Here is a 13,585-nt window from a genome sequence, read left to right on the forward strand (position 1 = left end):
CCGCCCCGTGCATCATTTGTTATAACTATTATCTAGCTCAAGATAGACATGCTGTCTGTAGCTTCAAGGCCTTCATACTGCCAAGGCTTGAGGAACCTTAAACGTGCTGTTGTGGATATGGGCCCCAACGGATTATGTTGACTTTTCGGGCATCGATAACAGTCGAATAATATGCTTTGCGAATGGTCCGATTTGTCGCTTTGTTGCGCATAGCGCGCCAAAAAACTCATAAAGGGGTTCATCTGGTCCCGACAGTGATCCTCATCGCAAAGGTTCTGCCAGTAATAGATGCGAGGCAGACTTGCATCTGGCTGTTTAAGGCGCTCAATAACTGAAAATCGAGCACCGAACTGCTCGTGTGCTTCAGATAATCCAATACCATTAAATGCGCTTTTAAGGAGGGCATTTGTGCCACCTCTTTTGAATTTTAGCACATCGGTTTGAGGGTTGTTGATCAACACACTTGCGCCCGAAAAGTAGCTTGCCATCATTAACGATGTGAATCCTCCGGCAGATGACCCGTAGAACAGCAGGTTTTTGGGTCCAATTTCGAGTTGCTCAGCCATTAACCGGATAGCTTCCACGATGCGCGGAAGCGGATAATATTCTGGAGTTCCGATGCACCAGCCCAATGGAAGGTCAGCGATAAAAAGCGTTGGGTCGTTAATAACAACGACATTCTCTTTGATCTTCTCAGACCAATTCATTCGCTGGAACCGAGGAAGTTCTACTTCAGATCGGTCCAAGTACCCTTGACCAAATATGGTCAGAGGCAACTTTTTGTCCTTGATATGAGCGAACAAATAGAGAGGAAGCGGCTCATTGGGGAAATGATAAATATATTGCCCAACCTCTAATTGAAGCGATGAAACGTCATCGAACGAGAGAACCGGTAATTTTCGCTGTGCTAATATCGCTTCATTTAGATCGGACATGAGTATCCTCTGGTAAATTATAGAGAGATTGTATTCAGCGTCGGCTTGCCCGTCCAGCGGATTTGTCGGCGCCTCAGATAAAAACTGTTGTCATCCGATCTGTGGCGCGGCGCTAGCGATTTTGTCTTTTTGTGCCAAAGCTAATGACGGTCTGCCCAGAATGTGCCGCCGTGCCACACCTACCTCAGAACCGCTGATTTAACAGCTTCAATTCTTTTAAAATTTTCGCCTGACCGCCCACTGAGGCGGTTTTTTGTGCCGAAAGGAAATCACCTCGGCAAGCGCCACATGAGATAGCTAGCTAAAGCAAAAGCAAAAAATGCTGAACCCAAGAGCCAAAACTCAGGTTGTATGTTTTCTAAAATATTCATGCACGCCCCCACGTAACCCCTAACCGTGGCATCAATATTTCAGTGAGGTAGTGGTCACAAGTGGGTGTAACTGTCGCACTTTTCAAAAGTAAACCCCAGATGCTGGCGGGCGATCTGGGGCTACGCCTTGCACGATGCGGGTAGCATCAAAGCGCAATAGCATCATCTCACAAAAATAGGAAAAGACAATGAATATGCACCTTGGCGATACCCGCCTCTTGATTGAGGCAGGTCGAGAACGCGGACTATTGCGCAATCAAATGGCGTATGTGCTTGCAACTGCCTACCATGAGACAGCGCATACAATGAAGCCGATCAATGAGATGGGCGGCGACAAATATCTTCGCTCAAAGAAATACTGGCCTTACATCGGTCGCGGTTATGTCCAGATCACTTGGAAAGTAAATTACGAAAAGGCTGGTAAGGTTCTGGGCGTTGACTTCGTGTCAAAGCCTGAATTGCTGCTTAAGCCGGAATACGCGGCACCAATCATCATCGCTGGCATGGTCGAAGGCTGGTTCACTGGCAAGAAGCTTTCCGATTACATCACCCTGCAGAAGTCAGATTTCAAGAATGCGCGCCGGATCGTCAACGGAACGGACAAGGCTGGTCTGATTGCAGGATATGCTCGTGATTATGACAAGGCATTGCTGGCCGAAGGCTATGGCGTTGATCAAGTCGTTACGGCACCGGCTGCTGATGTCGTTCCTGAGCCTGTCGTCGAAAAGCCAATCTCGAAATCATCACGCTTTTGGTCATGGATCGGTAGCGGCGGGGCAGGTGCGGCAATCCCGTTTGTTGATTGGCGTGTTCAGATGGTGCTCGTCGTATTTGTTCTTGTTCTCACGGCTTATGCGATCTTCACCATGCCACAGGCCAAGGCCAAGCTTGAAAAGCTGGTGGATGCGTTATGAACGTAATCTGGGCGCTAATCCCCAACTGGTTGAAGATCGTCGCCGCCGCTGTTCTGGCGGCTTTTTTGTGTCTGGCGGTTGGATATGTGTCCGGAACCATCAAAGAGCGTCAGCGGTCGGCATTGGCCGCAGCAGAAGCAACCGCAAAGGCAATCCAAAAGAGGGCGGATATAGATGAGGAAGTTATCAACATGGATGCTGTTGCTTTGTGCAAGCGGCTTGGCGGCGGGTTGCAGTGCGACCAGCTCACCGTGCGCGGGATGGAAGCAGATAAGCGTTAAGCCTGACACAGCCGTCTATCTCGCCGGAAACGATATGAAAGCCGGGCAGGGGATTGCAGGACATAATGCCTACGGGCAGAAAGCATGTGGCTGGTAATGGGTGATGATATTAAGTGGCTGATCGGTATTGCTGTCACTTTTGGGCTGGCATTGATTGCGGCATTCCGATCTTTGTCAGCCTCGATGAAGGCTGGTGATGATGCTTTGCACGAGAGGATTAACCGCACTCGTGACGATTATGTGCGCCGCGTCGATCTAGACGGTCACGTCAGCCAGCTGCGCGATGGCATGAAAGAGCTGAAAGATGAAACCCGCGATAGTGCCAAGGAGACAAACAAACGTCTCGATCAGGTTCTGGCCGTTCTGGCTCAGGATAAGAAGTGACATGATTGGTCTTAGCCGAGGTTTTGGTTCGTATCTTATGACGTGCGCGGTAAAGGCTTCTGCAACTATTTAGCGAAAATTAAACTTCTTGCGCTAGAGCCGCTTAATTCGCGTACTTGGGGGAAATCATGACGTTTGCACAGTACAAAAGGCTGCTTCTTGTGGCGGCCATTCCGCTTATTTTATTGGGTGTACTTGCAACTGAAGTTTTCTTGCCATTACCTAGGTTTGCTCATGTTGGCTGCACAAAAATGGGGCAGGAGCAGTGTGTCAACTGGGGAGAATACGACAGTGAACTTTACAAGTTGAAGAAAAGCCAACAGGCGGCATGGTTCAACGTTATCAATCGGGACGAAAAAGGCAGCGTTAATGTTCTGGCATTGGCCGGAATAAGAATGATTATGCCTAAAATAACAGAGGTAAAAAGCCTTATAACTAATGACAGTGAAGTTCATAGATCAATGGAAAGATTGATTGGATTAGACGTTCCAGTCCAACTTGGTGATATTGAGGGCCGCAGTAAAATAGATACAACATCTAAAGATCGTTTTTATTGTAATACATTAATATTGGAAAACAATGCAGATAGCTATGCGTCTGCATGCGAAGTAGGAGCATGGAGCGGTTCAATTCGATTTGTTCCAAACGACAACGATAGAGATATGTTAATTGAATTGCAGTCGGCTCTGCATGAAAAACAGATGCAATGGGATAATGTGCTTATCCAAGCAAGGCTAGTTGGATATTCCATTTTTTTGATAGGATTTCTTCTTATTTCAATGATTATCTGGCTAAGTGTTCGCGCCTATAAATTTGTCAAAAACGGCTGAATTTAGAACTTAAATTTTCTTACTCGTCCGGGTCCGTTCCCCGCTCGCCCATGTGAATACCGTTGGCGATTTGGGGTAGAGCCTTGGCCGCTTCCAGCCTATCTCAGCCTGCTCTGCATTGTCTGAGGCTTCAACCAGTTTACCGGTGAGTCCCGCTAACGAACCATCGCGCAGTCTGGACATTTGTCCTGCTGCTTCAACGGAACTCTCGTTTTGAATGAAATAAATGTTCGTTTATAAGATTGACGAAACCTGTTCAATTAAGTCGATTTTAGTTTTTCTCGTCTAACAGCATTTTATCTCAGCATTGAGGAAGTTGGCTGACACTTTACAAACGAATAGAGGGTTGGGCTTATGACACTATCAACTAATGATGTTGTAAAGAGATGTATTGAAGCTGCTGATCTTGCATATCGTGATACTTACTTCGTCCGCCCAACCGGAGGAGATATAAATTTGGCGAGAAAGGTTGCGCTTTTGCATGCATTCCAAGCCTTTGTCTTAACGGCAGAAGATCTAGACCATAACCCTGCTCACTTACTAACTTTTGCCAAGATAAGTAATGATTTTGATGGGTTTTGATCATAATTTTCGGTCATTTTAATCAACCTCTTCCGATACTTATAAACAATCAGAAGTCAAATCGATCAAGTCAGCGTCTGGTAAAGGCTTCTGCATTTCCTTAGCTTCATCCCATGGCGCACGTAACCAAGTTTCGATCTCCTCAGTTGTGCGCAGGATTACAGGCATGGCCTTCGGGTGAACCGGCTTAACAACTGCATTAGGCTCAGTGGTCAGAAAGCCGAATATATCAACTTCAACTGGCCCTTCCTTTTTCTTCCGCATGCCTTTCCATGTCGTCCATATTCCAGCAAAAGCAAAAAGCGGCTTTTCTTCAGTCAGAGCAAACCAGTGCAGCGGTTTGCGCTTTGTCTTCGGGTCTGGTTCTTGCCCGTATTCGGAAAAGGATGTCGCAGGAACAACGCAACGGCTTTCAATGCCCTGCCAGCGCCTCCAATGGGGCGAGGTGAGATTGCGTATGTTTGTGACGCCGCTGTCTGCTTCACCCTTCACATAGATTGGTGGTGTCGGCATTCCCCATCGAAGGTGTGCCAGCTCATGCTCACCATCGGTCAAGTTACGCAGAACGGGCGCTGGATAGTCGGGATAAACGTCTAGCTGTGGATCAACACGGTTCGTCACGTCGCCAAACTTCGGAAACAGCCGGCGCATGGCCTCATGTGTCGTGGTGAGGTTATAAAGATTGCACATGTGATCCTCCTGATGAGGAAAGAATAGCGCGCCAATTGATGCCGCCCAGATACTCAGCCCGATTGCGAATAGTTCTAGCGAGGAATTTTTCTAACACCAAACTGACTTTCACCCTTTGATTTGCAAACCGTGCAACGCATTCGTTTGTGAAGGTCGATGAAAAAGGTGTGCGTGCCAAACTTGCGCAGAATGATCTTGTGCTGAATGGGCCCGATATGACCACACAGAAAACAATATCCGTGCAGCTCGTACCACGAAACAATATCCTTGATACGCGTCTCAGGCGGCATTCCTTCTAAGTGACGGGGCTTTGATCTCATTTTTCAAAGTAGGTTTCCCACGGCTTAGATTTCATGTCCCATGGATCATGTTTAACGCCGCCATAAAGCCGGATGAACTCTTTCTGACCTTCATCGGTCTGGAACATGGCAATCTCGAAATATTTGAGATCATGCCGTACGCCACCCCAAAGGTGATAACCACCCAGACGCGTCCGATCATTGAGCATTTCGATAAGATTTGTCCGATGCCAGTCGGTCAAGAAAAGCACGACCTGAAATGGATATTCCTTATTGATCAGCGTCTTTGACGGCTCACCGCGCGACCTGCTCATTTTACAAACACTGTCGGCTTCCATCCGCGAGCAAAGCCCATCGACATGGCAAGGCTGGCATACTCAATCTCTTTGACGAGGAAGTCCCGGTCTTTCAAAAGCGCTTCAATTGCCGCTTTTACATCGCCTTTGTGATAGGCGAGTACCAATTCAATTTCGTCGTCGTATCCGTTTTCTTGCGTAACCGCATTCATTGTACTGCTCCATTTAAAAAGCAGATACACACGCCATCCGTATATCTGTGTTTGTCACGACCGCCATCGATGTTCTTATTTTGTTCATGTCAATGAAAGAGTCAATCTTGAAATTGAATGTGATCTGAAAAACCAATTCAAAGGTGTATTATTCAGCATCGGAAACGAAGTCTCTGATCGAAGGAGGCGCTGAGGTGGAAAAGCGAAAAGCTGATGCACTTCCCAGATGGTTAACTAAGGCTAAACTGCAAACTCTTATGCAGATGGATCCAGAGGAAGCCCTTGAAGAAGCGCAGCGCCTGCGAGAGGCTTTCAACAGAAAGCGGCGCGATGATAGAGCCGCACGTAAAGAGATTGTCGCTCAGCAGGCGAAGAAATGGTCCCGCCGATACAAAGCAAAAAGGCGGGAAACAAGTCGAGCTCGGTTAGCCAAAATCAAAGTCGAAGACCCAAATTTATATCGCAGTATTTGCGATAGAAAAAATGCGCGTGATCGGGTCAGACGGCGGGGCAAAAAACAAATTCGCACAGACGCGATGCGTGAAAAAGACCGCCGAAAATATCAGCGCATCAAGGCACAAGATTTCGCTCGCGCTAACGTCACTGAAATGCGCAAGCTTATCAGTGTTCATGTGCCTGGCTATCTCATGGCCGCTGCGCAGATGGACGTTATTAATTCCGTGATGGTGCAAATTCTCGATCGGAAAGTTCCGTTCAATGAGCTTGCAGCATGGGTGAAGAAATCAGTCACCGAATACAATCGCCAGTATGACTACTTCAAAACCGTGTCAATTGATGCGCCAATAGCCGGAACTGACGGACTTACACGGGGTGATATGCTGGCTGACGACACCCCCCATTTTTAATCGCCATTAAGCCGTCGCCAGATTTGCAACACACAAGAAAAACCCCGCCGAAGCGGGGCTCAATCATGCCTGAAGGTGCTCACGCACTTCATCCTCAATGCGGTCAACGAGTTTCGGAACTTCGCTTTCCTCATATATCCTAGGGGAGAATGGCGCTGATTGTAAAATTTTCAACGCCCCATCGTATGCATTGCGCAGGCTTTCGTTACGGGGAGCGCCAACAACAAAGTTCAGATTGATATTCTCTGGAGATCCATCATGAACGGCTTCCAAGTGCCCTCTCCAACGACGCGCCTTATCCTTGATACCATCGGCGTCAGCCAAATCGAAAGAAAGCGCCTCATAAGCATGCCAAACGCCATTTTTCCAAGCGCGCTTGAATGAAATCTCGTCTGTTTTGCCAGAAACCGTTTTCTCTTCAAAGCTGACTGGAACGTTTCGCTCGTCCAACAACTGCCGCACCGGTCTCCAGATCTCATCATCAGTCCGGCGATGAGAGGATCTAACGTCATACTTGCTGACGAACCGCTCATATAGGCGTGCGAAAGTGCCATCCATATTTTTGCTTACACCTCCTCCCAGCGACGACCATTGCAATGAGCTATCGTCATGGACTACGGCAAACTTGCCAATAGAGGAGGCATCCATATTTCGGTCTAGCAAGTCTCCGCGCTCGCACCTTTTGCGATATGAGCTAATCGACCGATCAACGCTTTTCATCACTCTCAAGAACGCTTCTCGCTCGAAGTCGGGAAACACATTCTTTATGCGGCCAATCGATGTGCGAACTTGAGATTTGACAAAACCAGCTTCGCTCGAATGCATGACGAGCCCAACATTAATGAACTCGCCCGTTACCACATCATGCACATATCTCAGTACGACGTACGTGTATCGATGTTGTTCTGTCATGTTAGTACCCGTTCGATCTCTACGATGCAGGCATCTATATTATCACGAGCATCCTTAATCAGTTGTAACGCTGTTGCAACTGCATTGGTTGCCGCAGCCCATTCGTTTGGTATCACATTGCCATAAGAATGAATTCTGTCGTCACTAAGACCGGACCAAGAAGCTCGAATAGGCTGAAAATCTATTTCTCGCCCTTTCAATCCGTTTCTAAAAATATGAAATCCAGGCTGAGCAAGCACTTCAAGGCCGCCCGGTACCCAAGGCGGACGCCAACCCAATATAGGTCCTGCTGGGAATGAGAGTTCGTGATCGAAAATTCTTATCTCGTCGCCCTTAACGAGGCAGTTTGGATTGATGTCTCTTCGATCTGGATTTTGGATAATTCCGTCAAAAGTCAGAATAGCGGCAGCGTATTGACGCATAATTTCGGATACGATGGTCCCGGTTGTCCAGACCGTATATTGTCCTGTTATATGGCGAGATCCAAATGCGATGGCCGAACTATTACCCATTCTATTTTGCTGAGCGATGTCTGGAACGCTATTTACGAATTCACGTGATACGGTCACAATAAACGGCTGCGGTACAGGCAGCCCTAAATCTCCCGCCAAGCAAGCGCCAACAGCTTCAATTGCGAGACTGGTGACGCCTCTTTCACAACCAGCAGAGAACTTCGCAACGACCTCAACAGCCGTACCGTCATTTTTCTCGCAGGTTAAGAGGCACGGACCTGTTTTGCCGTTCGCCATAGACTTAACAAATTCGACTGCGTCAATTACTTCCAGCAAAATCGCCCCCGTTGGGTCAGCCCCGACATTTCGCCTGGCATATCTCATAAAGTGACTGCATTTCCAACATCAATGTTCATTGATGAACCAGCACAGCGTTTTAACCGCACCGTCAGAGATGCTTGGTCCAGTGTTCTTCGGATATGATAACTATTGGATGCCCCTGATCCCGCCATTCGCATGCGTTCAAAATCTTGTTCCCAAATGACGAGTGTTTCCAGGCTTCCGTAGCGTACGAGCCTATCACAAGAAAATTTGTCTTTTGGGACACTCCGCCGGTTGTTCCACCGCGTTCGTGGACAGCCTGCTCGCAATTCCGACGCTGGCCGAAAGTGAATGTGCCAGTGAAAGCGTAGCGCCTGCCTTCGAATGTGAGCGCCGGTGCAGGACGATCAAGAGGCAAGGATGTCGGCTTTAGAACTTCACCTAGTTCAAAATCGTGGTTTGCAAAACGGTTGAGTGTATCAAGCAACTCGGTCTTTTCGTCTTCATCAACCACGCCATCAGCAAGAATTTCATCGACCCGACGAAAAAGAACTCGCATCAACGGCTGATCACTAATGCCCGAGTTGGCAACTAGCCACTTATGAAGAAACTCGACTTCTGCTTGGTTAATTGCACCATCCGCAACTAACCCACGAGCTAGGCCAATAAGTTCATCAATCTGTCGGCTGCTGATGCGATCGCCATTCAGACGATTGTATAATGTGTCACGCATTTGAAGCTTCCCCACACGTTAAAGTGGAGCAAGCAGACTGAGTCGTCAATATGATGCTTAAGTAGCAATTTCTTATAATTTGCGGCCCCGATTTGTTTTTGCCGGTTTCAAGCCGACTCACACCGAAAATACATAATTAAAACTGAAACTTAATACCCGATTTAATGTGATTTCCTCTCAGTGGACTCGCGCTGCCTTTTTAGCCATTCGCTATCGTGCAAATTTCAAACTATTTGCTTTCCTCCAAAAGCTTGATGAGGCGCTCGTGAGTTCTTTTCATATCGAAAAGATGCTCAATTACCATGCCGAGACAGATCAATACCACACCCGAAACGCATAAGCTGATGCCGCAAGACAGGAGGACAAGCCTGTCGGTACCTGTCTCTCCAGCGCCAAAGGCGGCAATCGTTCCCCCGGGAATTAATGCCAATATGCCAATAATTTTTATGAAAAGACCCATCGTACCCAACCCACGCTTTCTAACAAGCTGTCAGAGCAAAGCGTAAACGTCAATCAACTCTTCCGCCTGTGCTTCTTTGCCCTTAGCTTATCGCGCAATGCTTTGAAATCAATTGGCTGGTACTGCTCGAATTTCTGATGCTTCGATGTTCGGACTGGTGCCGTCGCTTCGCGTGGGGTTTCTGTCACCTTGCGGCTTTCGATGAAAGCCTAATTGTCTGCCGGATCGTATCGGCGGATCGTTCGCAACCCACGACCGACATTTACAAACGGAGTTTCCCCGTCGCTGGTTAGATGGAGAAGGTGGCGCACCGAGATCGAGAGTGCTTCGGCTGTTTGTTCAGGCGTCAACAAGTTCACGATAAGCCTCGTTCCTGCTCAATTTTCTTCCACGCATCCATGCCAGCATCCGTCAAAGCGTAATGAGATATCTGGTTTGTGAAAGTTGGATGATTTCGCGTCTCGATAAATTTGCGAGCGATAAGCCGCTCCCCAGTATCCGAGCCGCAACCTTTGATCTCGATACACGCAACAAAAACACCAACACCGTGTAGACTAAGGACTTCGAGCGCATGTTTTTCCCGTTTGCCAATCGGCTTGCTAGGAAGTGAGGCTCGCCACTTATCTTCGGCTTTCTTATAAAGTACGGTGTACTCTTCGCTACCCATGGTCTTGGGATCAAAACCCAGCTTACGATAGTGTTCCGCAACAATATAATCGGGATTATCTAAGCGGGATCGGGCTGTTCTATCTTCCGGCGAGGAAGCTTCCGCCCGGTCCCGATCCTTTTTCCATGTATCGTAAGGAGAAAGAGCATCATCCTCCCAAACAAACGGAATGTGGTCCCCGCCGTCTTTAGTCGGCCAGTTGAGCATGGCTTTTTCGACCTCGGAGACCACCCAAATCTTTCGATTATGCCATTGTTTCGGTGGTGGAAGAAAACCTTCAGTGACCATATTGTCGATAGTGACAACGCTCACACCGATAGATTGAGAAAGCTCAACGCGGTTCATGCCAAGGCGAGGAATATGACGAGCGGGTTTCATGAGGTTCGCGTTGCCTTTGGCAGTATGCTTTCCAAAAGATTGCCGGGAACGTCTGGCAAATCAGTGAAACATGCATCTAACTTATACCTGTCCCAAATTACACGCCCGTCAACGCGTTTTCCTTGGGGCATGCGGCCATCTTTGACCAATTCATCAAACTTGGTCGTACCTACTCCGATATATCGTGCGGCATCTTCCCGGTTCATTCCGCGTGGTGGGTAAAAGTAGGGATCACTTTTCAAAAGTAGCCCTTTCCCTTATCCATATACGTTAATTCGTCTGAAACATCGTTTAGAAGCCCTTGAGGGATCAAACGGATAAAGGCGTTGCCGATCTTAATCTCTGGGAAGCATCCAGCCCTTTTTGCGCCTTCGCAAATGGCGGTCACTTGTCTGGCAGTTATATCAAGGCGCTTTGTCATCTATCGACCTCATGCAAATTTGCACGAAGTTCTCAGAGGCGGAGTGGGTGGTCAAGAGCGAAGAACTCCACAAAAGGGCAGTTGTTTAGAGGTCAGCTTTGGCATAGGCAGGTTCATGATTACAATTCCATGGTGGTTGGCCATCATTTTTTACATGTCGATGTATTGGCCGGTTACGTTATTGGTAGCTGCTTCAATTGTCGCGACCGCATTCATGGCAACGAATAGCGTTCGCTGGCGTCTCGCTTGGTCCTTAGTGGCTATTCTGCTTATTGCGCCGGTTATCTGTTTCTATTCAATGATTTAAATAAAAAGCCCCGGCACGTCTCCCAACGTCACGGGGCTGCTTGCCTTGGAGCCACAGGGTTTTAAAGACCCCGGCAAGCGGCATGAATTTAGTAATCAGTCACGCTGTTGCAAGACCCCGATTTAAATTTTTGTGCTGGCGGGTGTGTCCAAGTTTGGGCAGACCGTCTAGTTGCTCCAACTACGCTAGTAGATTAATAAGATTGAGCAGATAAACAATTGCTTGAGCCATTGCCGCCGCCGCTGCTGCTGATGCTGCCGCCTTGTTGTAGCGCGTAGATTTTAGCCATTGCTTGCGATGAGATTTCAAATTAGCCGAAAACTGCTCAACCCATTCATCCGAAAGGCTGCCTTCTTTATTCTTGTGGTGCTTCGTCGGTGCGATGTCCGGAATATCAATATCGGCTGAGCGAAACCACAAGATCGCGGCTGCGACGCCTGCAAATACAGAAATTACGTGTAACGAGATAATAAGAGCGTGCGTCATCATTTCGATTATTCCGGTATTTAGTGCGATTTAGTTAGATGAGTAAGAAAGCTCATTGGCTATGCAGATCGCTGCCATGAGGGATCAATGAGGCCTTTTCAAGCTAACGCACGAAACCTTGTCGCATGCACAGTTAACTTGTAGCCTATTGGCGCGAAGTTAAGGATCGGGAACTTAGGGACAATCGTCCCGAAGTGGGAATTTCCCGCTTCAGCGCAATTGGTTCTTTCCGCCGTGGAAATAACCTGAGTGACGCACAGGTTAAGCATCGTCTGTATTTCGGACTTTGTTCCGACGAAATCCGTCGCCACACCCAACACCGTGAAGCTTTTCAAATCGACAGCTTTAATCGCTTTGAAATCTGGGTAGGCAAATTTTCCGACTCACTAATCATCGATTTAGGCAACCCGCAAAAATGCATGCTCGTATTTGCAGTGCGCGACTCGGTGATTTGCGAGACGAAAACAAAGGTTCATGTCACGCCGCATGTCGCGTGGAATTGCCGATGATTTCAGTAAGTCATTGTTTTTTATTGGAATTGGTTTGTAATATGCTGCAACATGGAAACTGTGCAGATTGGAACCATCTAATCATCTAAGCTATTGAAAGCATTGAGATTTTAGTGGTGCCCCCAGAGAGACTCGAACTCCCGACCCCCTGATTACAAATCAGGTGCTCTACCAACTGAGCTATAAGGGCAGCACAGGCGTGGAATTAGCATATTTTTCACCTGTGTAAAGCGAAAATTCACATAAAACGGCAATGGTAAGCAAGTTTTGCATATGATAGCCATTTTGGCTGTGGAAACAGCACCGGCTGGTACATTGGAATGGAATAATATGGACGATAAATCCTTGGCGATTCACTTCCTTTCTTCTGGAACAGAGGAATCACTCGCAGCTCAAAAAGAGTTGGTGAAGCGTTATGGTCATGTGTCAGCCGAAGACGCAGACGTTGTCGTCTCGCTTGGCGGTGATGGGACGATGCTGCAAGCGCTTCGTGATTTCATGAACAGCGGCGTCCCGGTTTATGGAATGAACCGTGGTTCGGTTGGCTTCCTTATGAATGAATTTAACCTTGATTATTTGCCTGCGAGAATTCGTGCTGCACAAAAAGAGGTAATACGTCCGCTAGAGATGATTGCTGAAACAGAACATATGGCCCCCTTCAAAGCGCTTGCGATCAATGAAGTGTCCCTTTTCAGGCAATCTTATCAAGCGGCCAAGGTTCGTATCACTATTGATGGTAAGGTGCGACTTGAAGAGCTGGTCTGCGATGGCTTAATGGTGGCAACACCCGCAGGGTCAACCGCCTATAATCTCTCAGCTCAAGGTCCGATTTTGCCACTAGAAGCGCCACTATTGGCGCTGACCCCAGTAAGCCCGTTTCGTCCAAGGCGCTGGGGTGGGGCCCTTTTGCCCAAACATGTGACTGTGCGCATGGATTTGCTTGAGATTGAGAAGCGGCCTGTAAACGCTGTTGCAGATAATAATGAAGTGAAATCTGTCCGGGCAGTGACAGTGCGTGAGGCTGTCGATAGTCAGGTAGCGATCTTGTTTGATCAAAATCATTCTTGGGATGAACGAATTTTGACAGAACAATTCAGACATTAGTTGGTTTTGCTTTTAGTAAATACTCACGTAAGATAGATGTGAAAGATAATAAAATACAAATAAATAGGCATTTTTATATCTTGCAACCGTATTTTAGTTGACTTTTGCTCCTTGTAGACGTAGGCGATGCTGCAAGAAAACGCTTTTTGCGTTGCAGACGCCTTTTCTGCCTTCG

At 47.6% G+C, this 13,585-nt stretch carries 20 protein-coding genes and 1 tRNA gene; 8 read left to right on the forward strand and 13 right to left on the reverse strand.

Annotated elements, in window-relative coordinates; genetic code table 11:
- Positions 1-32: 32 nt before the first annotated feature.
- Positions 33-935: a hypothetical protein gene (locus RI570_RS00095; RefSeq protein ID WP_313826419.1), complete on the reverse strand. Its 903-nt coding sequence runs from the start codon at positions 933-935 to the stop codon at positions 33-35.
- A gap of 559 nt (positions 936-1,494) precedes the next feature.
- Between RI570_RS00095 and RI570_RS00100 the strand changes: the two genes are divergently transcribed.
- The 5 genes from RI570_RS00100 (at position 1,495) to RI570_RS00120 (ending at position 4,297) form a co-directional block, all read left to right on the forward strand.
- Positions 1,495-2,220, forward strand: a complete 726-nt coding sequence (locus RI570_RS00100; protein WP_313826420.1) for a glycoside hydrolase family 19 protein — start codon at positions 1,495-1,497, stop codon at positions 2,218-2,220.
- Complete coding sequence (locus RI570_RS00105) at positions 2,217-2,501, forward strand: hypothetical protein (RefSeq protein ID WP_313828636.1); 285 nt, start codon at positions 2,217-2,219, stop codon at positions 2,499-2,501. The genes RI570_RS00100 and RI570_RS00105 overlap by 4 nt, the downstream gene beginning before the upstream one ends.
- A 96-nt stretch (positions 2,502-2,597) precedes the next feature.
- On the forward strand, positions 2,598-2,885 hold the full coding sequence (locus RI570_RS00110) for a hypothetical protein (RefSeq protein WP_313826421.1): 288 nt from the start codon (positions 2,598-2,600) through the stop codon (positions 2,883-2,885).
- A 128-nt stretch (positions 2,886-3,013) separates the two neighbouring features.
- Complete coding sequence (locus RI570_RS00115; protein ID WP_313826422.1) at positions 3,014-3,715, forward strand: hypothetical protein; 702 nt, start codon at positions 3,014-3,016, stop codon at positions 3,713-3,715.
- A 354-nt stretch (positions 3,716-4,069) separates the two neighbouring features.
- The gene (locus RI570_RS00120) at positions 4,070-4,297 is read left to right on the forward strand and encodes a hypothetical protein (RefSeq protein WP_313826423.1); all 228 of its coding nucleotides are present in this window, start codon (positions 4,070-4,072) and stop codon (positions 4,295-4,297) included.
- A gap of 39 nt (positions 4,298-4,336) precedes the next feature.
- Here the strand turns inward: RI570_RS00120 and RI570_RS00125 are convergent, their stop codons facing one another.
- The 3 genes from RI570_RS00125 to RI570_RS00135 all read right to left on the reverse strand — a co-directional run bounded on the left by RI570_RS00125 (position 4,337) and on the right by RI570_RS00135 (position 5,794).
- Positions 4,337-4,987: an SOS response-associated peptidase gene (locus RI570_RS00125; RefSeq protein ID WP_313826424.1), complete on the reverse strand. Its 651-nt coding sequence runs from the start codon at positions 4,985-4,987 to the stop codon at positions 4,337-4,339.
- Positions 4,988-5,303: 316 nt separating this feature from the next.
- A complete protein-coding gene (locus RI570_RS00130) occupies positions 5,304-5,600 on the reverse strand; it encodes a hypothetical protein (protein WP_313826425.1) in 297 nt (98 codons plus the stop codon).
- Entirely contained in the window at positions 5,597-5,794 is a 198-nt protein-coding gene (locus RI570_RS00135; RefSeq protein WP_313826426.1) for a CUE domain-containing protein, read from the reverse strand. Before RI570_RS00135 ends, RI570_RS00130 begins: the two co-directional genes overlap by 4 nt.
- Positions 5,795-5,988: 194 nt before the next feature.
- On the opposite strand from RI570_RS00135, the gene RI570_RS00140 reads away from it, so the two are divergent.
- A complete protein-coding gene (locus RI570_RS00140) occupies positions 5,989-6,660 on the forward strand; it encodes a hypothetical protein (protein WP_313826427.1) in 672 nt (223 codons plus the stop codon).
- A gap of 63 nt (positions 6,661-6,723) precedes the next feature.
- Here RI570_RS00140 and RI570_RS00145 read toward each other — a convergent pair whose 3' ends face one another.
- The 8 genes from RI570_RS00145 to RI570_RS00180 form a co-directional block, all read right to left on the reverse strand.
- Entirely contained in the window at positions 6,724-7,572 is an 849-nt protein-coding gene (locus RI570_RS00145) for a DUF3037 domain-containing protein (RefSeq protein ID WP_313826428.1), read from the reverse strand.
- Positions 7,569-8,360 carry a HipA family kinase gene (locus RI570_RS00150; RefSeq protein ID WP_313826429.1) on the reverse strand — a complete coding sequence of 264 codons (792 nt, stop codon included), beginning with the start codon at positions 8,358-8,360 and terminating at the stop codon, positions 7,569-7,571. The genes RI570_RS00145 and RI570_RS00150 overlap by 4 nt, the downstream gene beginning before the upstream one ends.
- A gap of 112 nt (positions 8,361-8,472) precedes the next feature.
- Positions 8,473-9,078 carry a BRCT domain-containing protein gene (locus tag RI570_RS00155; protein ID WP_313826430.1) on the reverse strand — a complete coding sequence of 202 codons (606 nt, stop codon included), beginning with the start codon at positions 9,076-9,078 and terminating at the stop codon, positions 8,473-8,475.
- 669 nt (positions 9,079-9,747) lie between these two features.
- Positions 9,748-9,897, reverse strand: coding sequence for a helix-turn-helix domain-containing protein (locus RI570_RS00160; protein WP_313826431.1), 150 nt, complete (start codon positions 9,895-9,897; stop codon positions 9,748-9,750).
- The gene (locus tag RI570_RS00165; RefSeq protein WP_313826432.1) at positions 9,894-10,583 is read right to left on the reverse strand and encodes a hypothetical protein; all 690 of its coding nucleotides are present in this window, start codon (positions 10,581-10,583) and stop codon (positions 9,894-9,896) included. Before RI570_RS00165 ends, RI570_RS00160 begins: the two co-directional genes overlap by 4 nt.
- Positions 10,580-10,789 (reverse strand): hypothetical protein, encoded by a 210-nt coding sequence (locus tag RI570_RS00170; RefSeq protein WP_313828496.1) that lies wholly within the window; start codon positions 10,787-10,789, stop codon positions 10,580-10,582. Before RI570_RS00170 ends, RI570_RS00165 begins: the two co-directional genes overlap by 4 nt.
- A gap of 32 nt (positions 10,790-10,821) precedes the next feature.
- Positions 10,822-11,004 carry a hypothetical protein gene (locus RI570_RS00175; protein ID WP_313826433.1) on the reverse strand — a complete coding sequence of 61 codons (183 nt, stop codon included), beginning with the start codon at positions 11,002-11,004 and terminating at the stop codon, positions 10,822-10,824.
- 487 nt (positions 11,005-11,491) lie between these two features.
- On the reverse strand, positions 11,492-11,800 hold the full coding sequence (locus RI570_RS00180) for a hypothetical protein (RefSeq protein ID WP_313826434.1): 309 nt from the start codon (positions 11,798-11,800) through the stop codon (positions 11,492-11,494).
- Between the two features lie 191 nt (positions 11,801-11,991).
- On the opposite strand from RI570_RS00180, the gene RI570_RS00185 reads away from it, so the two are divergent.
- Positions 11,992-12,306: a hypothetical protein gene (locus RI570_RS00185; protein ID WP_313826435.1), complete on the forward strand. Its 315-nt coding sequence runs from the start codon at positions 11,992-11,994 to the stop codon at positions 12,304-12,306.
- A gap of 114 nt (positions 12,307-12,420) precedes the next feature.
- Here the strand turns inward: RI570_RS00185 and RI570_RS00190 are convergent.
- A tRNA-Thr gene (locus RI570_RS00190) sits at positions 12,421-12,496 on the reverse strand.
- Positions 12,497-12,636: 140 nt separating this feature from the next.
- Between RI570_RS00190 and RI570_RS00195 the strand changes: the two genes are divergently transcribed.
- Positions 12,637-13,410, forward strand: a complete 774-nt coding sequence (locus RI570_RS00195; RefSeq protein ID WP_313828497.1) for an NAD kinase — start codon at positions 12,637-12,639, stop codon at positions 13,408-13,410.
- The last annotated feature ends 175 nt before the right edge of the window (positions 13,411-13,585 follow it).

Origin of the sequence: Brucella pseudogrignonensis (assembly GCF_032190615.1) — a bacterium.
Classification (GTDB): domain Bacteria; phylum Pseudomonadota; class Alphaproteobacteria; order Rhizobiales; family Rhizobiaceae; genus Brucella; species Brucella pseudogrignonensis_B.